At 67.4% G+C, this 17664-nt stretch carries 12 protein-coding genes and 2 pseudogenes; 10 read left to right on the top strand and 4 right to left on the bottom strand.

Features of this window, described 5'->3' with window-relative positions; all coding sequences use genetic code 11:
- Positions 1–76: 76 nt before the first annotated feature.
- The 3 genes from STRVI_RS36460 to STRVI_RS36450 form a co-directional block, all read right to left on the bottom strand.
- Entirely contained in the window at positions 77–667 is a 591-nt protein-coding gene (locus STRVI_RS36460; RefSeq protein WP_014060582.1) for a TetR family transcriptional regulator, read from the bottom strand.
- Positions 668–675: 8 nt separating this feature from the next.
- Entirely contained in the window at positions 676–1698 is a 1023-nt protein-coding gene (locus STRVI_RS36455; protein ID WP_014060581.1) for an aldo/keto reductase, read from the bottom strand.
- A gap of 116 nt (positions 1699–1814) precedes the next feature.
- Positions 1815–3329, bottom strand: a complete 1515-nt coding sequence (locus STRVI_RS36450; RefSeq protein ID WP_014060580.1) for an MFS transporter — start codon at positions 3327–3329, stop codon at positions 1815–1817.
- Between the two features lie 111 nt (positions 3330–3440).
- Here STRVI_RS36450 and STRVI_RS36445 point away from each other — a divergent pair, with 111 nt between their 5' ends.
- The gene (locus STRVI_RS36445) at positions 3441–4496 is read left to right on the top strand and encodes a helix-turn-helix transcriptional regulator (RefSeq protein ID WP_014060579.1); all 1056 of its coding nucleotides are present in this window, start codon (positions 3441–3443) and stop codon (positions 4494–4496) included.
- 225 nt (positions 4497–4721) lie between these two features.
- Here the strand turns inward: STRVI_RS36445 and STRVI_RS36440 are convergent, their stop codons facing one another.
- Positions 4722–6212, bottom strand: a complete 1491-nt coding sequence (locus STRVI_RS36440) for an MFS transporter (RefSeq protein ID WP_014060578.1) — start codon at positions 6210–6212, stop codon at positions 4722–4724.
- 128 nt (positions 6213–6340) lie between these two features.
- Between STRVI_RS36440 and dusB the strand changes: the two genes are divergently transcribed.
- The 9 genes and pseudogenes from dusB to STRVI_RS47170 all read left to right on the top strand — a co-directional run bounded on the left by dusB (position 6341) and on the right by STRVI_RS47170 (position 17407).
- Positions 6341–7561, top strand: coding sequence for a tRNA dihydrouridine synthase DusB (gene dusB / locus STRVI_RS36435; protein WP_014060577.1), 1221 nt, complete (start codon positions 6341–6343; stop codon positions 7559–7561).
- 116 nt (positions 7562–7677) lie between these two features.
- Positions 7678–7971, top strand: a pseudogene (locus STRVI_RS56235) (hypothetical protein); the annotation flags it as partial.
- A 42-nt stretch (positions 7972–8013) separates the two neighbouring features.
- Positions 8014–8481 (top strand): 3-oxoacyl-[acyl-carrier-protein] synthase III C-terminal domain-containing protein, encoded by a 468-nt coding sequence (locus STRVI_RS55170; RefSeq protein ID WP_014060576.1) that lies wholly within the window; start codon positions 8014–8016, stop codon positions 8479–8481.
- Between the two features lie 231 nt (positions 8482–8712).
- Complete coding sequence (locus STRVI_RS36425) at positions 8713–9501, top strand: ABC transporter ATP-binding protein (RefSeq protein WP_014060575.1); 789 nt, start codon at positions 8713–8715, stop codon at positions 9499–9501.
- A 48-nt stretch (positions 9502–9549) separates the two neighbouring features.
- On the top strand, positions 9550–12081 hold the full coding sequence (locus STRVI_RS36420) for an FtsX-like permease family protein (protein ID WP_014060574.1): 2532 nt from the start codon (positions 9550–9552) through the stop codon (positions 12079–12081).
- A gap of 211 nt (positions 12082–12292) precedes the next feature.
- Positions 12293–12457 carry a hypothetical protein gene (locus STRVI_RS53125; protein ID WP_014060573.1) on the top strand — a complete coding sequence of 55 codons (165 nt, stop codon included), beginning with the start codon at positions 12293–12295 and terminating at the stop codon, positions 12455–12457.
- 125 nt (positions 12458–12582) lie between these two features.
- Positions 12583–15780, top strand: a complete 3198-nt coding sequence (locus STRVI_RS36410) for a type 2 lanthipeptide synthetase LanM family protein (RefSeq protein ID WP_014060572.1) — start codon at positions 12583–12585, stop codon at positions 15778–15780.
- Between the two features lie 36 nt (positions 15781–15816).
- Positions 15817–15981, top strand: a pseudogene (locus STRVI_RS56555) (IS630 family transposase); the annotation flags it as partial.
- A 562-nt stretch (positions 15982–16543) separates the two neighbouring features.
- Positions 16544–17407 carry an AfsR/SARP family transcriptional regulator gene (locus STRVI_RS47170; RefSeq protein ID WP_078505530.1) on the top strand — a complete coding sequence of 288 codons (864 nt, stop codon included), beginning with the start codon at positions 16544–16546 and terminating at the stop codon, positions 17405–17407.
- Positions 17408–17664: the final 257 nt, after the last annotated feature.

The following is a 17664-nucleotide window of genomic DNA, read 5'->3' as shown; positions in this document are numbered from 1 at the left end:
CGCGGGGAACTGCGCGACCAGCCACCACGGCGTCGCAGATGGCCGACGAGGCATCGCGGCACTTCCAGCGGAGCGCTTAGTGGGCTCGCAGGCCGTCCAGGAGGAGTTCGCAGACGGCCGCGAAGGCCAGGTCCATGTCCGGGTCCGACCACCGTGGCGCGTAGACGGGGTCGTGGAATTGAGCCGTCGCGTCCCATAGCGCACGGGCCGTGGCGCGGGCGTCCCGCATGGTGAACTCCCCGCCGGCGATGCCGCTTTCGACGATCGTGGTGAGATGGTCGAGCATCGTCCCGACATGGCGTGCGACGGTCTCGCTGTTCTCGGAGGCCAGCGCCACGTACGTGGCGAAGAGCTCCGGATCGGCGCCCGCCTTACGGCGCTTGGCGGCGAACAGGGTGCGCAGCCAGCCCTCCAGCCGCTCGGCCGCGGGGGCCTTGGCGTGGGCTATGCGGGACAGGCTGTCGTGCTCCTGGTCGAGCCATCGATCGGTGACCGCCTCGCGCAGTGCCGTCTTCGAGCGGAAGTGGCGGTAGACGCTGCCGTGGCTGACCCCCAGCGCCCGGGCCACGTCCACCACCGTGGCCTTCGCGGGGCCGTAGCGGCGCAGCACGTCCTCGGTGGCTTCGAGGATGCGGGCGGGCGTCAGGGGGGTCTCGGGCGGCGGCATCGGGTCCCTTACTTCTTCTCGCTGTCGAGGGTGGCCATCTGGGCCTCCGGGTAGCGGGTGCCCGCGGCGGCGTTCGCCGGGACGGCCTCCTCGATGGCGGCCATATCGTCGGCGTCGAGCGTAACGTCAAGCGCCCCCAGGGTCTCGGTGAGCTGGTCGCGGCGGCGGGACCCGATGAGCGGGACGATGGCGGTGGCGTGCCGGATGCCCTGCGCCAGCACCCAGGCGATGGCGATCTGGGCGACGCTGACGCCCTTACCGTCGGCGATCTTGCGGAGGGCCTCCACGAGGTCGAGGTTGCGGTCGAGGTTCTCGGCCCGGAACCGCGGGGCCACGCTGCGGAAGTCCTGTGCGTCCGTGGTGCGCTCCCGGCTCCAGTGGCCGCTGATCAGGCCGCGCGAGAGCACCCCGTACGGAGTGATCCCGATGCCCAGCTCACGGCAGACGGGCAGGATCTCGTCCTCGATGCCGCGGTCGAGCAGCGAGTACTCGATCTGCAGATCCGAGATCGGGGCGACGGCGGCGGCCCGCCGGATGGTCTCGGGGCCCACCTCCGAGAGGCCGATGTGCCGTACGTAGCCCGCCTGTACGGCCTCGGCGATGGCCCCGACCGTCTCCTCGATCGGGACGGCCGGGTCGAGGCGGGCGATCCGGTAGATGTCGATGTGGTCGGTGCCCAGCCGCTGGAGCGAGTACGCGAGGAAGTTCTTGACCGCGGCGGGACGGCCGTCATGGCCGAGCCAGGCGCCGTCCGGGCCGCGCAGGGCGCCGAACTTCACGCTGGTCAGGGCTCGTTCGCGGTGGGCGGCGGGGGCGGTGTGCAGGGCCTCGTTGATGAGCAGTTCGTTATGGCCCATGGCGTAGAAGTCGCCGGTGTCGAGCAGGGTGATCCCGGCGTCGAGCGCGGCGTGGAGGGTGGCGATGGACTCGGCGCGGTCGACGTTGGCGCCGTACATGGGGGACATGCCCATACAGCCGAGGCCGATCGCGGAGACCTGGGGGCCGGCGGTGCCGAGCTGACGGTTCTGCACGGGGGTGCTCCTTGGGATGGCGAGGTGGGGGCCGAGGTGGGGGCGTTCCCAAGGAAAGCGTGGCATGTGCGATGACAGATTTCAATATCTGTCATCGCCTACCAGTCATCACCCCTCTACGTCACCGCGCGCGGCAGGCGCAGGCTCAGCAGCAGGGTCAGCGCGATCGCCGCCAGTTGGGCCGCGAGCGTGATGACCAGCGCGTCACCCATGCCCATCGACGGCTCCAGGGACAGGAAGAGAGTGCCGAGCGTCGCCACGCCCAGCGCCAGCGCGGACTGCTGGGTGGTGACCATCACGCCACTCCCCACCCCGGCCCGATCGTTCGGCACATCGGCCAGCACGATCCGGATCAGCACCGGAAGCTGCAGCCCCTGCCCGAGCCCGGCCAGCGCGACCCCCGGCAGCAGCCCGGCCAGCGACAGACCCTGCCAGTCGCGCCATACGGCCAGCATCAGCACCGCGATGCCCACGGCCTGGAGCAGCCCGCCCGCGGTCACCACACGGCTGCCGTACCGGCCCACCAGGCGCGGACCCATCAGCGAGGCCACGAAGAACGTCGTGGCCATCGGCGCCAGCGCCAGCCCGGCCTCGACCGGCCCGTACCGCAGCCCCTGCTGCAGGGCGACCGCGATGACGAACATGAAGCCACCGAAGCCGATCGAGAACGGCACCACCATCGGCAGCCCGCGCCGCAGCCCGTTCAGCGCGAACAGGCTCGGCGGCAGCAGCGGCGTCCGGCCGGTCCGGTCGGCGCGCCGCTCCACGACGTAGAACGCGGCGGCCACCAGCGGGAACGCGCCCAGCGTCAGCCAGGTCCACAGCGGCCAGCCCGCCGCCCGGCCCTCGGTCAGCGGCACCATCAGCGTGATCAGCGACAGCGCCAGCAGTACGGTGCCCGGCACGTCCACCGGCGCGGGCCGCTCCGAGCGGGTCTCGGGGACCGTACGGACCGCGAGGATCAGGCCGATCACCGCGACCGGCACATTGACCAGGAAGACCGCGCGCCACCCGGTGCCCGCGATGTCCGCGGCCACCAGCACACCGCCCAGGATCTGGCCCGCCACCATGGACAGACCGGCCGTCGCGCCGTACATGCTGAGCGCGCGGGCGCGGCGCGTACCGCTGGTCGAGGAGTGGATCGTGGCCAGCACCTGGGGCAGCATCAGCGCGGCCGAGGCGCCCTGCGCCACCCGGGCGCCCACCAGGCTCCAGGCGTCCGGCGCGAGCCCGCAGGCCAGCGAGGTCAGCCCGAAGGCCGCCATCCCGGCGAGGAAGAGCCTGCGCCGTCCGAAGGTGTCGCCCAGCCGGCCGCCGAGGACCAGCAGCACCGCGTAGGCCACGCCGTATCCGGCGACGACGAGTTCCAGTACGGCCGGACCGGCGTGGAGATCGTGGTCCATGGTGGGCAGGGCCACGTTGACGATGAAGAAGTCGATCAGCGGCAGCGCCGCGCCCAGCAGCACGGTGAACAGCCCGAGGGGGCTCAGCGCGGGGCCGGAGGAGGTGTGGGTCCGCCCGGCGGCCTTTCCGCCGGTGCTCTTCCCGCCGCTGGTCTTCGTGCCGGTCGTCTTCGCTGCGTCCGGGGCGGGGGTTCTCGTTCGTATCGTGGAGATCTGCGTTTCGGTCACGCTTACAAAGATCCGTGGTCGCTCAGGCTGGTACCAGAGTGTCTTTATCCTGGTACAAGAAGTACCTGGCAACCGGCTGAGCCCTTCAGGCACCCTGGAGCCATGACCACGATGGTGCAGGAAGCCATGGCCGGTGCCACGACGGGTGCCACGGCCGGGAGCAGGAGTGCGGGGGCCGAGATACGGCGCCGGGAGCGAGCCGTAGGGCGCGCCGGTGTCGAAAGCGACGAGGAGCAGGGAGCGAGGAACGAGCGACCGTCGACGAGGAGTGTCGACACCGGATCAAAGCGCTTGGAGGCGAGCGACCCAAGAAGGGGAGAGCTGGCCGCGTTTCTGCGGAGCCGGCGGGAGCGGATCACCCCTGAGCAGGTGGGGCTGCCCCGGGGCCGCCGCCGGCGCACCCCCGGACTGCGCCGCGAGGAGGTCGCGCAGCTCTCGACCGTCGGCGTGACCTGGTACACGTGGCTGGAGCAGGGCCGCGACATCCATGTCTCGGCGCAGGTCCTCGACGCCATCGCCCGCGCGCTGATCCTGGACCGCAGCGAGCGGGCCCATCTCTTCGCGCTCGCCGGGACCGTCGACCCGAGCCCGGCGAGCGAGTGCACGGGCGTTCCGCAGTCGCTGCGGCGCATGCTGGAGCAGCTCGAGCCGTTCCCCGCCTGCGTCCAGAACAGCCGCTTCGACCTGCTCGCCTACAACCGCACCTACCGGCTGATGATGTGCGACCTCGACAAGGTGCCGCCGGAGGACCGCAATTGCCTGTGGCTGGCCTTCACCCATGACGAGTGGCGCTCCAGCCTGGTGGACCGGGACGAGACGATCCGGCTCATGGCGGCCAAGTTCCGTGCCGTCATGGCCGAGCATGTCGCCGAGCCCGCCTGGAAGGCGATGGTGAAGCGGCTGGAGGACGCCTCGGCGGAGTTCCGGGAGATCTGGGCGCGGCATGAGGTGCTCCGGCCCGGCGACAAGATCAAGGTCTACCGCCAGTCGCAGGTGGGCATCCTCCGGATGGCCTCCACCAGCCTGTGGACCGGCCCGAGGCAGGGCCCCAAGCTGCTCACCTACACCCCGGCGGACACGGAGACGCATGAGCGCCTGGAGCGGCTGCACGCGCTGGCGCTCGCGGCGGAGGCCGCGACGGCCGAGGCCGCCCCGGCGGCGGTCTGACTCGCCGGGCCCCGGGCCCGCCGTGCGGCGGATCTTTCCCCTCCTGCCCCTTCCCGTAACCAGGGGCTGCGCCCCTGGACCCCCTCCGGGTCGTCCGGCCCGGGGGCTGGGGCGGGGCCCCACCACGCGGCGGAGCCGCATATCGCTGCCGCGGGAAGGGGCGGGGAGGGGAACAGCCCGCCGCAGGCGGCACCGTGCGCCGGACGCCCGCCCCCCTCGCGCCAACTACGCCTTCGCGCTCGCCGATGCCCGTCCCGTAGGCGCGCTCTCCTCAAGCAGGGAGGCCGTGCGCCGGGTCGTCTTCTCGGCCCAGCGGCCCGTGGTCACCATCCCCAGCAGCAGGATGACGGCACCGCATCCGGCGATGATCCACCAGGCCGGACGGGCGGCGTCCACGAACGCGGCAGCGGCCGCGGGCGAGGCGGCGTGCCCCATCCGGCCCGCCGCCGCCGAGGCGGCGCCCGCCGCCAGCACCGCGCCGATGACCGCGACACCGAGCGACTGGCCCACCTGGCGGCTCGTGGAGGCGACGGCCGCGGCGACTCCGGCCTGGGAGCGGGGCATACCGGAGACCGCCGTGTTGGTGATGGGCGCGTTGACCATGCCGAAGCCGAGGCCGAACATCGCATAGCCGAGCAGCAGCCCGATGTCGGTCGTCTGGACGTCGAAAACGGCGAACATCACCCCGCTGGCCGTTATGGCCACCCCGGCCACCAGCATCGACGGCCGGGGCCCGCGGGCGCCCACCAGGCGTCCGGACAGCGGCGCGCAGACGAAGCACATGAACGCCATGGGCAGCATCCACAGCCCGGCGTGCAGCGCGTCGAGCCCTCGTACGTCCTGCAGATAGAGCGTGTTCATGAAGAGATAGCCGCTGAGCGCCGCGAAGGCGCACACCGCGACGACCGTCGCCCCGCTGAACGGCGCGCTGTGGAAGAACCGCAGATCGATCAGCGGTTCCTCACGCCGCAGCTCGTAGCGGATCAGCGCGATGAGCCCCACGGCGGCGATGGCCGCGAAGGTCACGATCAGCGGCGAGTCCCAGCCGCGGTCCGGCGCCTCGATGATCGCGTACGTGAGGGTGCCCAGCACCGCGACGACGAGCAACTGGCCGACGGGGTCGGCCCGGCGCGGCTTGGGGGCACGCGACTCCGGTACGTAGCGGGCGGTGAGGAGCAGCGCCGCCACCCCGACCGGAAGGTTTATCCAGAAGATCGAACGCCAGCCGACGGACTCCACCAGCACGCCGCCCACGATCGGCCCGGCCGCCATGCTGATGCCGACGACCCCGCCCCAGACGCCGATGGCGCGGGCCCGCTCCTTGGGTTCGGTGAAGACATTGGTGATGATCGACATGGCGACGGGGTTCAGCATCGAACCGCCGATCGCCTGCACCATGCGGAAGATGACCAGCGTCTCGAGGTTGGGCGCCAGGCTGCACAGCCCCGACCCGAGGGTGAAGATCACCAGCCCGGTCTGGAAGGTGCGCTTGCGTCCCACCCGGTCGGCCGTCGACCCCGAGAGCATCAAAAGCGCGGCGAGGACCAGGGTGTACGCGTCGATCGTCCACTGCATCCCGGAGACGGAGGCGTGCAGATCGCTTCGGATCGAGGGCAGGGCGACGTTGAGGACGGTGTTGTCGAGGCTGACGAGCAGCAGGCTCATGCAGCAAATCGCCAGCACGAGCATGCGCCGCCGATGGCTGAGCTCACGCATGGTTGAACGCTACATCGATACTGTCGGTGCGGCGGTCATCACCGCCCTGTCGGTCCCTCTGGCGGGTGCGGGACAATAAGAGATCGGCCCGTTCTCTCCACCGTAGTACGCACAAGGAAGCTGACCCCATGACGCAGACGCCGCAGCCGCCGCAGACTCCGCATCAGCCGCGGACGCGGCTGCGGATCGGACCGCATATGGTCCAGCCGCCGGTCGTTCTCGCACCGATGGCCGGGATCACCAACGCTCCGTTCCGCACCCTGTGCCGGGAGTTCTCGGGCGGTAAAGGGTTGTTCGTCAGCGAGATGATCACCACCCGGGCGCTGGTGGAGCGGGACGCCAAGACGATGCGGCTGATCCACTTCGACGGCAGCGAGAAGCCGCGCTCCATCCAGCTCTACGGGGTGGACCCGATGACCGTCGGCAAGGCCGTCCAGATGATCGTGGACGAGAACCTCGCCGACCATATCGACCTCAACTTCGGCTGCCCGGTGCCCAAGGTGACCCGTAAGGGCGGCGGCTCGGCGCTTCCGTACAAGCGGCATCTGCTGCGCTCGATCCTGCGCGAGGCCGTGACCGCGGCGGGCCCGCTGCCGGTCACCATGAAGATGCGCAAGGGCATCGACGACGACCACATCACCTTCCTCGACGCGGGCCGGATCGCGGTCGAGGAGGGCGTGACCGCGATCGCCCTGCACGGCCGCACCGCGGCGCAGCACTACGGCGGCACCGCCGACTGGGAGGCCATCGCCCGCCTGAAGGAGGCCGTCCCGGAGATCCCGGTACTGGGCAACGGCGACATCTGGTCCGCCGACGACGCGGTCCGGATGATGCGTGAGACGGGCTGTGACGGCGTGGTCGTGGGGCGCGGCTGCCTCGGGCGGCCCTGGCTCTTCGGCGACCTGGTGGCCGCGTTCGAGCCCGGCCAGGAGGCGCCGGTGGACGGCTCCGAGGTGCCGGTGTCCGGCTCCGAGGCGCCCGGCTACCCGCGGCCGACGCTCAAGGAGGTCGCGGCCGTGATGCGCCGCCACGCCGAGCTGCTCGCCGAGTGGCTGGAGGACGAGGAGCGCGGCGTGATCGACTTCCGTAAGCACGTCGCCTGGTACACCAAGGGCTTCTCGGTCGGCTCGGAGATGCGCAAGCGGCTGGCGATCACCTCGTCCCTCGCCGAGCTGGACGCCCTGCTGGCCGAGCTGGACCTGGACCAGGAGTGGCCCCCCGGCGCCGACGGCCCGCGCGGCCGCACCTCGGGCCGCAACCGCGTGGTGCTGCCCGACGGCTGGCTGGACGACCCGTACGACTGCGCGGGGATCGGCGCGGACGCGGAGCTGGACACCTCGGGCGGCTGAGCCGGGCGTAGGACCATCACGACCGCCAATGCGAGCCCACACGACCAGCACCAGTCACCTAGTCTCCCTCGAAGAGTGCCCACTCACCTGCTTGGGCGGCGGCGACGCGCTGGACGATGCCGGGAGGAGCGGGCGGGACGTCGATCTCGTCATCGCCGCGACGATCACAGCCGACCGTCCGTCACCGTCGCCGGCCTCGCAACTGGCAGCGGGCCTGGGGACCAAACAGGTCGGAGCGGAATGCTGCGTGTGCTGGCTTCGTCTATGCCCTGGACTACGCTTTCGCCGCGGTGGAGTCCGGCCGCCAGAGCTGTGTGCTGGTCTGTGCCGCGGAGGCGGTCTCACGGATCTCGGACATGACGGACCGTGCGACGGCACCGCTATTCGGCGATGCCGCGGGAGCCGTTGTCGTGACGGGTTCCTCGGCTTGCGACCGCAGGAAGTGCGCTCCCGTGATACGGCTTGGGTCGAACGGCGGCCTCGGAGACATCCTGTACGTCGATCCGACCGACCGCGTGATCCGGATGGACGGCGCCGAGGTCTACGTCAATGCGACCGACACCGTGGCCAACGGAACGCGTGACGTTTGTACCGCACGCGGTCTCGATCTCGCGGACGTGGATCTGTTCGTGCCGCACCAGGCGAACGCCCGGATCATTCGGTCCGTGGTGCACGAGCCGGATCTACCGCCCGAGCGTGTTGTGCTGACCGTCGGCCACGTCGGCAACACCTCCTCCTCGTCGATTCCACTGGCGCTCAGCCAAGCCCGGCAGGAGGGCCGTCTCGTACCGGGAACCAGAGTCGCCATGACCGCGGTAGGAGCAGGTGTCACCTGGGGCTCGGCACTGGTCGACTGGAAGGGATGCGCCCATCAGCGGGAGGCGTCCGGGCCGGAAGCCACCGCACCTCATGGATCGTGACCCTTGTGATCCAGGCTGAGGACGACCGTGGTGTCACCCTTGTCCATGCTGCGATCGCTCGTGTTGACGAGGGCTCTCGAGTGGCTCGGTCATACCGCAGGATGAAGCGCGGGAGCCGGGTAATACCACAGGGTGACGGAAAGGTGGCGCAGAGTCTGACGGCCTGGCGCCGGGGTCTCAGGACTATGGATTCCTGTTGTACTTGCCAGCATTCGACGGGAGTGCCCCCCTGTGGTCCACTTACATGATTCGCGTGAGACGTCCGCCTCTGCCAGAGGCCCCGCCGAGGCTGCCCGTGCAGTGCACCTGACAAAGGTTTACGGCGAGGGCGAGACGAAGGTAGTTGCCCTGGACGCGGTGTCGGTGGCCTTCCGCCAGTCGGAGTTCACGGCGATCATGGGACCTTCAGGCTCCGGTAAGTCGACCCTGATGCACTGCGTGGCCGGCCTCGACGCGGTGACGCACGGTTCGGCCTACATCGGCGACACGGATCTGACCAAGCTCGGCGACAAGGAGCTCACGCACCTGCGCCGCGACAAGGTCGGCTTTGTGTTCCAGGCGTTCAACCTGCTGCCTACGTTGAACGCGTTGGAGAACATCACGTTGCCGATGGACATCGCCGGTCGTACACCTGACCGGCGATGGATGGAGGCAGTCATCGAATCGGTCGGCCTGTCCGGACGGCTGCATCACCGGCCCGGTCAGCTCTCCGGCGGCCAGCAGCAGCGCGTGGCCGTCGCTCGGGCGCTGGCCGCCAGGCCTGAGGTGGTGTTCGCCGACGAACCCACGGGCAATCTCGACTCCCGCGCCGGCGCAGAGGTGCTGGGATTCCTCCGCAACTCGGTGCGAGATCTGGGACAGACCGTCGTCATGGTCACCCACGATCCGGTCGCCGCCTCCTACGCGTCTCGCGTCATCTTCCTCGCGGACGGTCGCATAGCCGATGAGATGCACCAGCCCACTGCCGAAGCCGTGCTTGATCGTATGAAGCGGTTCGATGCCGCGGGCAGGACGAGCTGACCGGCCTCTGCCCCCACCTCACGACGAAGCTTTCACCTAGGACTCGCCATGTTCCGCACTGCTTTACGCAATGTGCTCTCCCACAAGGGCCGCCTGCTGATGACGGTGCTTGCCGTGATGCTCGGTGTGGCCTTCACCTCCGGCACGCTGATCTTCACTTCGACGATCTCCAACGCGTACCGCAAAGGCTCTGAGAAGGGGTTCTCCGATGTAGACGTCGCCATCCAGCCGCACAAGAAGTCGGGCCAGGGAAAACCCGGCGACCCTCCCGACCTTTCGCAGCGGCTCCTCGGCACAGCCGCCGGGCTGCCGCACGTGGCCTCGGTCACCGGTACCGTGACCGGGGAGGCGGCGGTGGCCGACAAGAACGGCGATCTCATCGGGCGCGGCTTTTCGACGTTGGGAGCCAACTACTACCCGGGCGCGAACGGGCAGGATGCCCGCTATCCGATGAAGCGCGGACGTCCTCCGACGGCCGCCAACGAGGTAGCCCTCGACGCCAGGACCGCCGAGCGCGCGCACTACAAGATCGGTGACAAAGTCCGGATGTCCGTCGACGGCCCGGTCCTGGATCAGATGGTCGTCGGCATCTTCACCACGGACGACGGCACCGTCGCCGCCGGCGGGACGCTCGTCCTCCTCGACACCTCCACCTCGCAGAGGCTGTTCACCCGGCAGGGGGAGTTCAGCGAGATCCATATCAAGGCCGATCCAGGCACCAGCCAGAGCGCGCTCAAGCGGGAGATCGAGTCCATCCTGCCCGCACACACGCGTGCCGTCACCGGCGAAAAACTCGCCCATGACCAGGCCGAGTCGGTGAAGAAGGACATGGAGAGCATGCGGACGGCATTGCTCTTCTTCGCCGTCATCGCACTTTTCGTCGGCAGCTTCACCATCGCCAACACCTTCACCGTGCTGGTCTCACAGCGGATCAAGGAAATCGCCCTGCTCCGTGCGGTCGGCGCGAGTCGTCATCAGGTCATCCGATCCGTCCTTGCGGAGGCGGCCGTCGTCGGCGCCGTTGCGGCATCGGTCGGCTTCGTGCTGGGGGTGGGGATCGGTGTCCTCCTCCAGCCTCTGATGCGTTCCAGTGGTGTGCTCATCCCAAGTGGCCCACTGACGATCCCCCCTACCGCGGTCATCGCCTCGCTGCTCGTCGGCGTCGGCGTCACCGTGGTCGCGGCCTGGCTGCCCAGCCGCCGTGCTGCCAAGGTCCCGCCGGTCGCGGCCATGGCAAGCGTGCACACCACGCCCGGCAGTCGCTCCTTGGCGCTGCGCAACAGCGTCGGCGCAATGGTGACCTTGGGCGGTCTCGCACTGTTGCTCTTCGCGCGGTCCGGCAGCCAACCGGCCAGCGCCCCCTTGGCCTTGGGTGCGGTTCTGCTACTGGCCGGCGTGATCGTGCTGACTCCGGTACTCTCGCGTGCTCTGATCACCGCCGTGGCGCCCGCGCTGCGCCTCTTCGGCATCGCTGGCAAGCTCGCACGGCAGAACGCGGTTCGCAACCCCCGCCGAACCGCCACCACGGGGGCAGCGCTGATGATCGGCCTCACCTTGACAACAGGGATGACGGTGGTCGCCGTCGGCCTCCAACGCGGCTTGGACAAGATGGCCACCGATGGCCTGCGCGCCGACTACGTCGTCTCCATGGTCACCAAGACGCCGCTCTCACTGCAGGTGGAGAAGACCCTGCATCGATCGCCGGAAGTGACGCGGATGAGCCCGGTGCGCAACTCCCCGGCCCGGATCGAGGGGAAGTCCAGGAGCCTGTCGGGTGTCGATGGCCGAACGATGGATGCGCTGACACGACTGGACTTCTCCGAGGGCTCTTTCAGCAGACTCGGTGGGAACCATGTCGTCGTCGACCACAAGACCGCCGACGCCTTCGGCTGGCACACAGGTTCTGTTTTCACCGTCACCTATGAGGATGGTGAGAAGGGCAGGATGACCGTCAGCGGTCTCTTCGAGGGCAACAACCTGCTGAGCGGGATCATGGTCGACACCGCGACACTCGCTCCGCATCAGCGACAGGTCAGCGACGTGCTGCTCCTAATGAAGACCAAGAACGGCGCCTCCGATGCCGTCAAGGATTCCATGACGAATGCGCTCGGTGACAACCCCGCTCTGCGCATACAGGACAAAGAAGATGTTTCGAAGTCAATCTCGAACATGGCCAATCTGCTGTTGTCCATGTTGTACGCGTTGCTGGGCGTAGCGGTGGTGGTCGCGGTGTTCGGAGTCATCAACACGCTGGCCCTGTCGGTGTTCGAACGGACCAGGGAGATCGGGGTTCTGGGGGCGATCGGCATGGACCGTAGTGCCATCAGGCGCATGATCCAACTGGAATCGGTTGCCATCGCGGTTTTTGGTGGAGGGCTGGGGATCGCGCTCGGCATCTTCCTGAGCTGGGCGGCCGGATCGCTGATCACCGAGCGAATGGCGACTTACGAACTGGTCCTGCCATGGGGTCGGATGGGTGTTTTCCTCGGGCTCGCCATCCTGGTGGGGATGCTGGCGGCTCAGTGGCCGGCCCGCTTGGCTGTGAAGATCAATTCACTTGACGCCGTCAAGGCGGAGTAGCGGGTGCCAGGGCAGTGCGCGAGCTTCCGCGTGGCTGTCGCGCCGACTGCGGACATGTTCTCCAGCCGACTGTACGCGGCGGCGATCAGGGGTGCTACCGAGCGGCTACCTGCTGACTACAAGCGGGTGCGCAGACTTAGGAACGAGGCCGCTGGCTCGAACGAAAGTTTGAGTGCCTGGGCGGCCAACGCCAACAATTACGGAGGACGTAATGAGCACCGAGGCGAAGAACTGGAAGGAAGCCGAGTCCACCACCAGCCCGGCCGGCGCCGGTTTCGGTGAGCTGTCCCTGGCGGAGCTCCGCGAGGACCAGTCCGCTCACGCCCCGCTGAGCAGCGGTTGGGTCTGCACCCTCACCACCGAGTGCGGCTGCTGAAGTAAGGGCTGAACTCACGCACTTCGTGTAGCACGGACGGTGGGCAGAGATTTGTCTGAGCCCACCGTCCTGTGCTGCATGAGAATTGTCGCAGATGGAAGCCCGAGGCTTACGGGGAGAGATGCATGACCGGCGACCGCGGAACTATCCAGAGGAATGCCAAGAATGCCGCCTACAGTTATGAACGCATTCCGCAGGGCAGGCCTACTCCGGAAGAGTCGTCCGCGAAGCTGAGGGCGTGGCGCGATTCTGCCTATCTATCTCGATCGATGTTCCGCAATCGCTTGGATTTCTCCGGAATCACTGAAGAGACCTTCAGTGCGCTGCTCGACGGAGCAGTAACGTTCTCAGCCCTGCCGGAGGCGACAGACTGGGCGAATGAGCTCACCGAGGTGCTGCGATGTTCTGGAGCCGACCACTATGGGCTTTCGACCAGGCTATACGGTTACGATTTTCCCCGGCTCCCCTTCGAGGCGCTGCTGGGAAGCTTCCTGACATATTACGAACAGCGTCTGCGTGATCGACTGGGTCACTCGCAGTCCTCTCTTTGGAGATTCGAGGAGCGACTCCGGGAACGACTTCTTGCGGCGCTGGCGAATCGGTTGCTCAAGATCTCTGCCCGTACTCTCATTCTGGAACTCAACGTCGCCCGTGTTGACGGGAAACTGCGGGGCGACAGCCCCGAACATCGCTACAGCTTCTATGCACAGGGACTCCTGGCCGACGATGGTTACCTCGCTGGACTGTTTGCCGAGTACCCGGTCCTCGGTCGGTCCATGGTTGAGTGCGCCCGACGATGGGTTGTTCACGTATCCGAAGTGCTCTCGCGTCTGGTGACGGATGCCACCGAATTGCGCGCACAGGGTCTCATCGGACCCGACGCTCGCTCACTCGTCGACATCGACCTGGATCTTGGCGACAACCATGAACAGGGCCGCTCCGTTGCCATGCTGACCTTCGATGACGGCGGGCGCTTGATCTACAAGCCCCGATCGGTCGCGACGGAAGCGCTCTACAGTGCCCTTAGCGCGGCCGTCAACGACTATGGGCCACGTCACCGCTCCGGAAATATATCAGTCGTCGAGGGAGATGGGTACGGCTGGTGCGAATTCATTGAGTACCGGCCCTGTGAATCACCCGAGGACGTCGGTGCGTTCTACTGGAGGATAGGAGGCTCGTTGGCGAACCTCCTGTACCTGGGAGCCATCGACTTCCACATGGAGAACGTCATCGCGGCCGGTGCCTGTCCCATGCTCGTCGACATGGAGACCATTTTTCAGCATCCGCCGCTGTATGGCCACGGAGACACGGCCCATCAGAAGGCGATGAGCCGCCTCTTCGGCGGTGTGCTGGCTACCGGGATCCTTCCTGCCCGTGTTTTTGGCGATCGCAGGGCCGGTGGGGTGGATCTCAGCGCAATCAACGGCGGAGTCGCCCAGGAAACCTCCCGGCCGGTTCCGACAATGGTCGACAGCTATACGGACGTGATGCGCATCGAAGCGCGTACCGCGACGTTGGGCAAGGCTAAGAACAGACCCTTCTGCCATGGTACTGAGGTTCGTCCCGAGGATTACATAGAAGAGGTCATCTCGGGCTTTGAAGAGGTCTATGACATTATCGCCCAGAATCAACACGTCTTTCGCGCAATGCTCGACGCCGCAACTGGCATCGAGATTCGTCACCTTCCCCGACAGACTCGCCGATATTCGCTGTTTCTGACGGAGAGCTCGCATCCGGATTACCTGAGAAACGCTCTCGACCGGGAGCGATTGCTGGACAAACTCTGGGCCGCCGCGGAAACGCGCCCTGACCTGGTGCCCATCATCGAGTTTGAAAAGCGCCAGCTCATGCATGGCGACATCCCCTGCTTCCGCACCAACTCTGGCAGCACCGACCTTCATGCGCCGGGATGCGGAACGGTGCATGACTACTTCACCGAACCGAGCATTGCCGCGATGGGCAAGCGCTTGGCGGGCTTCTCACCAGAACATCGTGAGACGCAGGTACGGATCATTCGGGAAACCATGAGCACCCTGCTCGTAGGGGAAGGGCGCAAAGGCCGGAAGCTTGATCAGGACGCACCGCCGTATGCGGCACAAGATGCCGCGGCCGCCGCCAGGCAGCTCGCGACCAGGCTGGCGGACCAGGCCATACTCGGTGCCGACGATTGCAGTTGGCTCGGAGTGACCTTGGACGGAGGGCAGGAGGACTCCCTCACCTACAAGCCTGTCGGCACCGCGCTGTACGACGGACTCGCCGGCCTTGCCGTGGTGTTCGCGCGCGCCGCCGAGTTGTTCGCCGACGACCGGTACCTCGACATCGCGCGGCGCTGTGCTGTCCCCGTTGTGGCGCACCTCAAAGATGCGGCGAAAGACACGTCGCATGAGCTGGCTGGGGCCTTCGACGGCATCGCAGGTCTGCTGTACGCACTTCATCACATGGGTTCGGTCACCGGCGACCTCGTCTACCGTGCGCATATCGAGGAGTCCGCAAGCCTGTTGCTACGAGTGGTCAAAGATGAGACGTCCCCTGACGTCATCAATGGACTCGCCGGCAGCGCGATCGTCGCGCTGGGCCTCGAGCGACGGTACGCCAACTCCGCTTTCCGCGAAGCTGCGGAGGTGTGCGCACAGCGGCTCCAGGAGATGAGCGTCGATCTGGATGGTGCCGCGGGCTGGAAGCCCGCGCCGAAATCCGCGCCCATGGGGGGCCTCTCCCATGGATCAGCTGGTATCGCCTGGGCGCTGTTCGAACTCGCAGCCGGGCTCGGCGTACCCGAACTCGAAGAGCTGGGGTGGAAGGCGGTGGAGTTCGACCGGCGGCTCTTCGTGCCGGAGGAGGGGCGCTGGCGCGATCTGCGGCAGGAGCAGGGGATCGTCTCTCGGCCGCTCAAACCCGCGGGGTGGTGGTGCAATGGCGGCGCGGGCATCGGTCTGTCCCGGTTGTTGATCGCGGGGCGCCGAGCCGACACGGGGGTGCTCGCCGAGGCGGAGGCGGCGCTACACGCCGTGTATGAGGGAGGGTTCGGGGAAAATCATAGTCTCTGTCACGGAGACTTCGGCAACATCGAGCTCTTCACGCTCGCCGGGGAGTTGTTGCCGGACCGTGCGCGGGCGCACCATTGGAGCCGGATGGGTGCCCGCGCTGCGCACGGGATCCTCTCGGATTTGCAAGACTCAGGACCTATGTGCGGGATTCCGGCGGGCCGCGTCGATGTACCAGGCATGATGATCGGAACTGCTGGTATCTGCCTCGGCTTGATGCGGCTGGCCGCTCCTGAGCGGGTCCCCAGTGTTCTGTCTCTGCAATTTGATCCCCGCTGACCGGGCTGCCGGCACCCCAGAGCCGTCCACGAACGTTTGACGGCCGGGGGACGGGCTCGGCGTGAGCAATTCCGGCTCCAGCCACTGACCTGGTCGAAGCCGGGGTCCGTGGCCGGGAGACGGCCCGACGCTCCAGGATGTCCGGGACATCGGCGAACCGCCGGCGGCGGGCGTTGGCTTCAGGCGGTCGGCAAACCCTGGCCTGGAAGAGTCCCGGGCCGTGCCAGACGCGGTACGGCTCTGCGTGCTCGTTGGACGCCGGATCGGGCGCCTCCGGCCGGCCCCCCCGTCGCGATCGAGACCTCCCGGAGCCTGCTGGGTCAAGAACGTGGGCCTGGGCCCGGCCCACCCGGAGGTTCGCGCTGCCCTCGCCGCAGCCCCCATCCGTGTTGACGAAACCCATAGAGGCACCCCCGCCTCATCGAGGGTCTCATCGCCGAGACCGGGTTCGACCCCGGCCGCGCTCGTTCGTCCGAGCCTGGAAACGAGGCCTCCGGTCCGGCTCCGGCGGCTGGTGAGTGACCAGCTCAGCTGCCACGGCGAGGTCTCAATCATAGGTCAGCCTATTGCAATTCGTGTACGTGAAGCCGGACGGTTCACGCCGCCAACGCCGGTGAATGGTAGTCACTTTTCTTCGGCTCCGGGGGGCGCGATCCGGCCACCGATGGCACGCGGCTCAGGTCGCTCGGCACCCTGGACGTGGGCCTTTCTGTTCTGATCGGAACCGCGCGTAAATGCTCAGGCGTGCAGTCGGAATTGACGTATGATGTTAAACAACGGGGCTGGATGCCCGAGGGGAATGCGAAATTATGGATTCCGTTTTCCGTCTCTGACGACATGGAGGAATCTTTTGCAGGTGCGACTCTTGGGGACGATGGAGATCTTGGACGACAGGGGGAGCATGGTGTCGATCGGAGCCCCCATGCTGAGGGCCACTCTGGCTGCTCTTGCGCTGAGGGCGAGACATGTTGTCCCCTCAAGTGAGCTGGTCGATCAGCTATGGGGAAGCTGTCCGCCTCCTACGGCTGGCCCGACGATGCGTAATTACATAAAACGATTACGCCGAGTACTGCCCGGCAACCATATCCGCACGGAAGCCGGTGGCTACCGTTTGGAAGTCGACCGCAACGAGATCGACGTAGAGCGGTTTCGGGACCTGCTCCTGCGCTCACGGCGAGCGAACCCGGAAGACCTCGCCTATGCCGCTGAAACGCTCGATGAGGCTCTCGCCCTATGGCGTGGTACTCCGCTGACTGATATCAGCGACAGTCCGTTGCGCTCCTTCGAGCAGACGCGGTTGGAGGAGCTCCACCTCACCGCAGCGGAGGAACGCTTCGCCATTGGGCTCCAACTCGGAGAGCACGCAGAGCTGCTGGAAGAGATCATAGTGATGGGGCAGTCGCATTGGGCGCGCGAGCGGCTGGTCCACCACTGGATGACCGCGCTCTACCGCTGTGGACGCACCGCAGACGCACTCACCGTGTACCGGTCGACCCGGAAGCGCATGGTTGAGGAGCTGGGGATCGAGCCCGGAGCCGAGCTGCGTGAGCTGGAACAGGCGATTCTCCGGGCTGATCCGGCCCTGACGGTACGGAGGATCAGCCTGGAGTGCGAGACGGCGGTCTGAAGTTCATTCTCGGTACCGAGACACCTGAAGGGTGTCTCTCTTGCCGCGCGGTGGTTGACCTGGGGCTTTGGGATCGCCCACGCATGGGAATGATCACGCTGGAAGTGGCGTCCAGGCGGCGTCCAGGCGGTGGCCGACCCGGTCGGACCCGGTCGGCCACCGCCGGCGGAAGAGGCAGTCGCGCTGCGGTGCGGGCGGCGGGCCGGAGCGGCGCGGAACGCGCCGGACCGTGGCCCACGCCATCGCCCACGAATATG

Origin of the sequence: Streptomyces violaceusniger Tu 4113, assembly GCF_000147815.2 — a bacterium.
Taxonomy (GTDB): domain Bacteria; phylum Actinomycetota; class Actinomycetes; order Streptomycetales; family Streptomycetaceae; genus Streptomyces; species Streptomyces violaceusniger_A.
The sequence above is the reverse complement of the archived record's forward strand: the minus strand, read 5'-3'. Positions and strand labels throughout refer to the sequence as shown.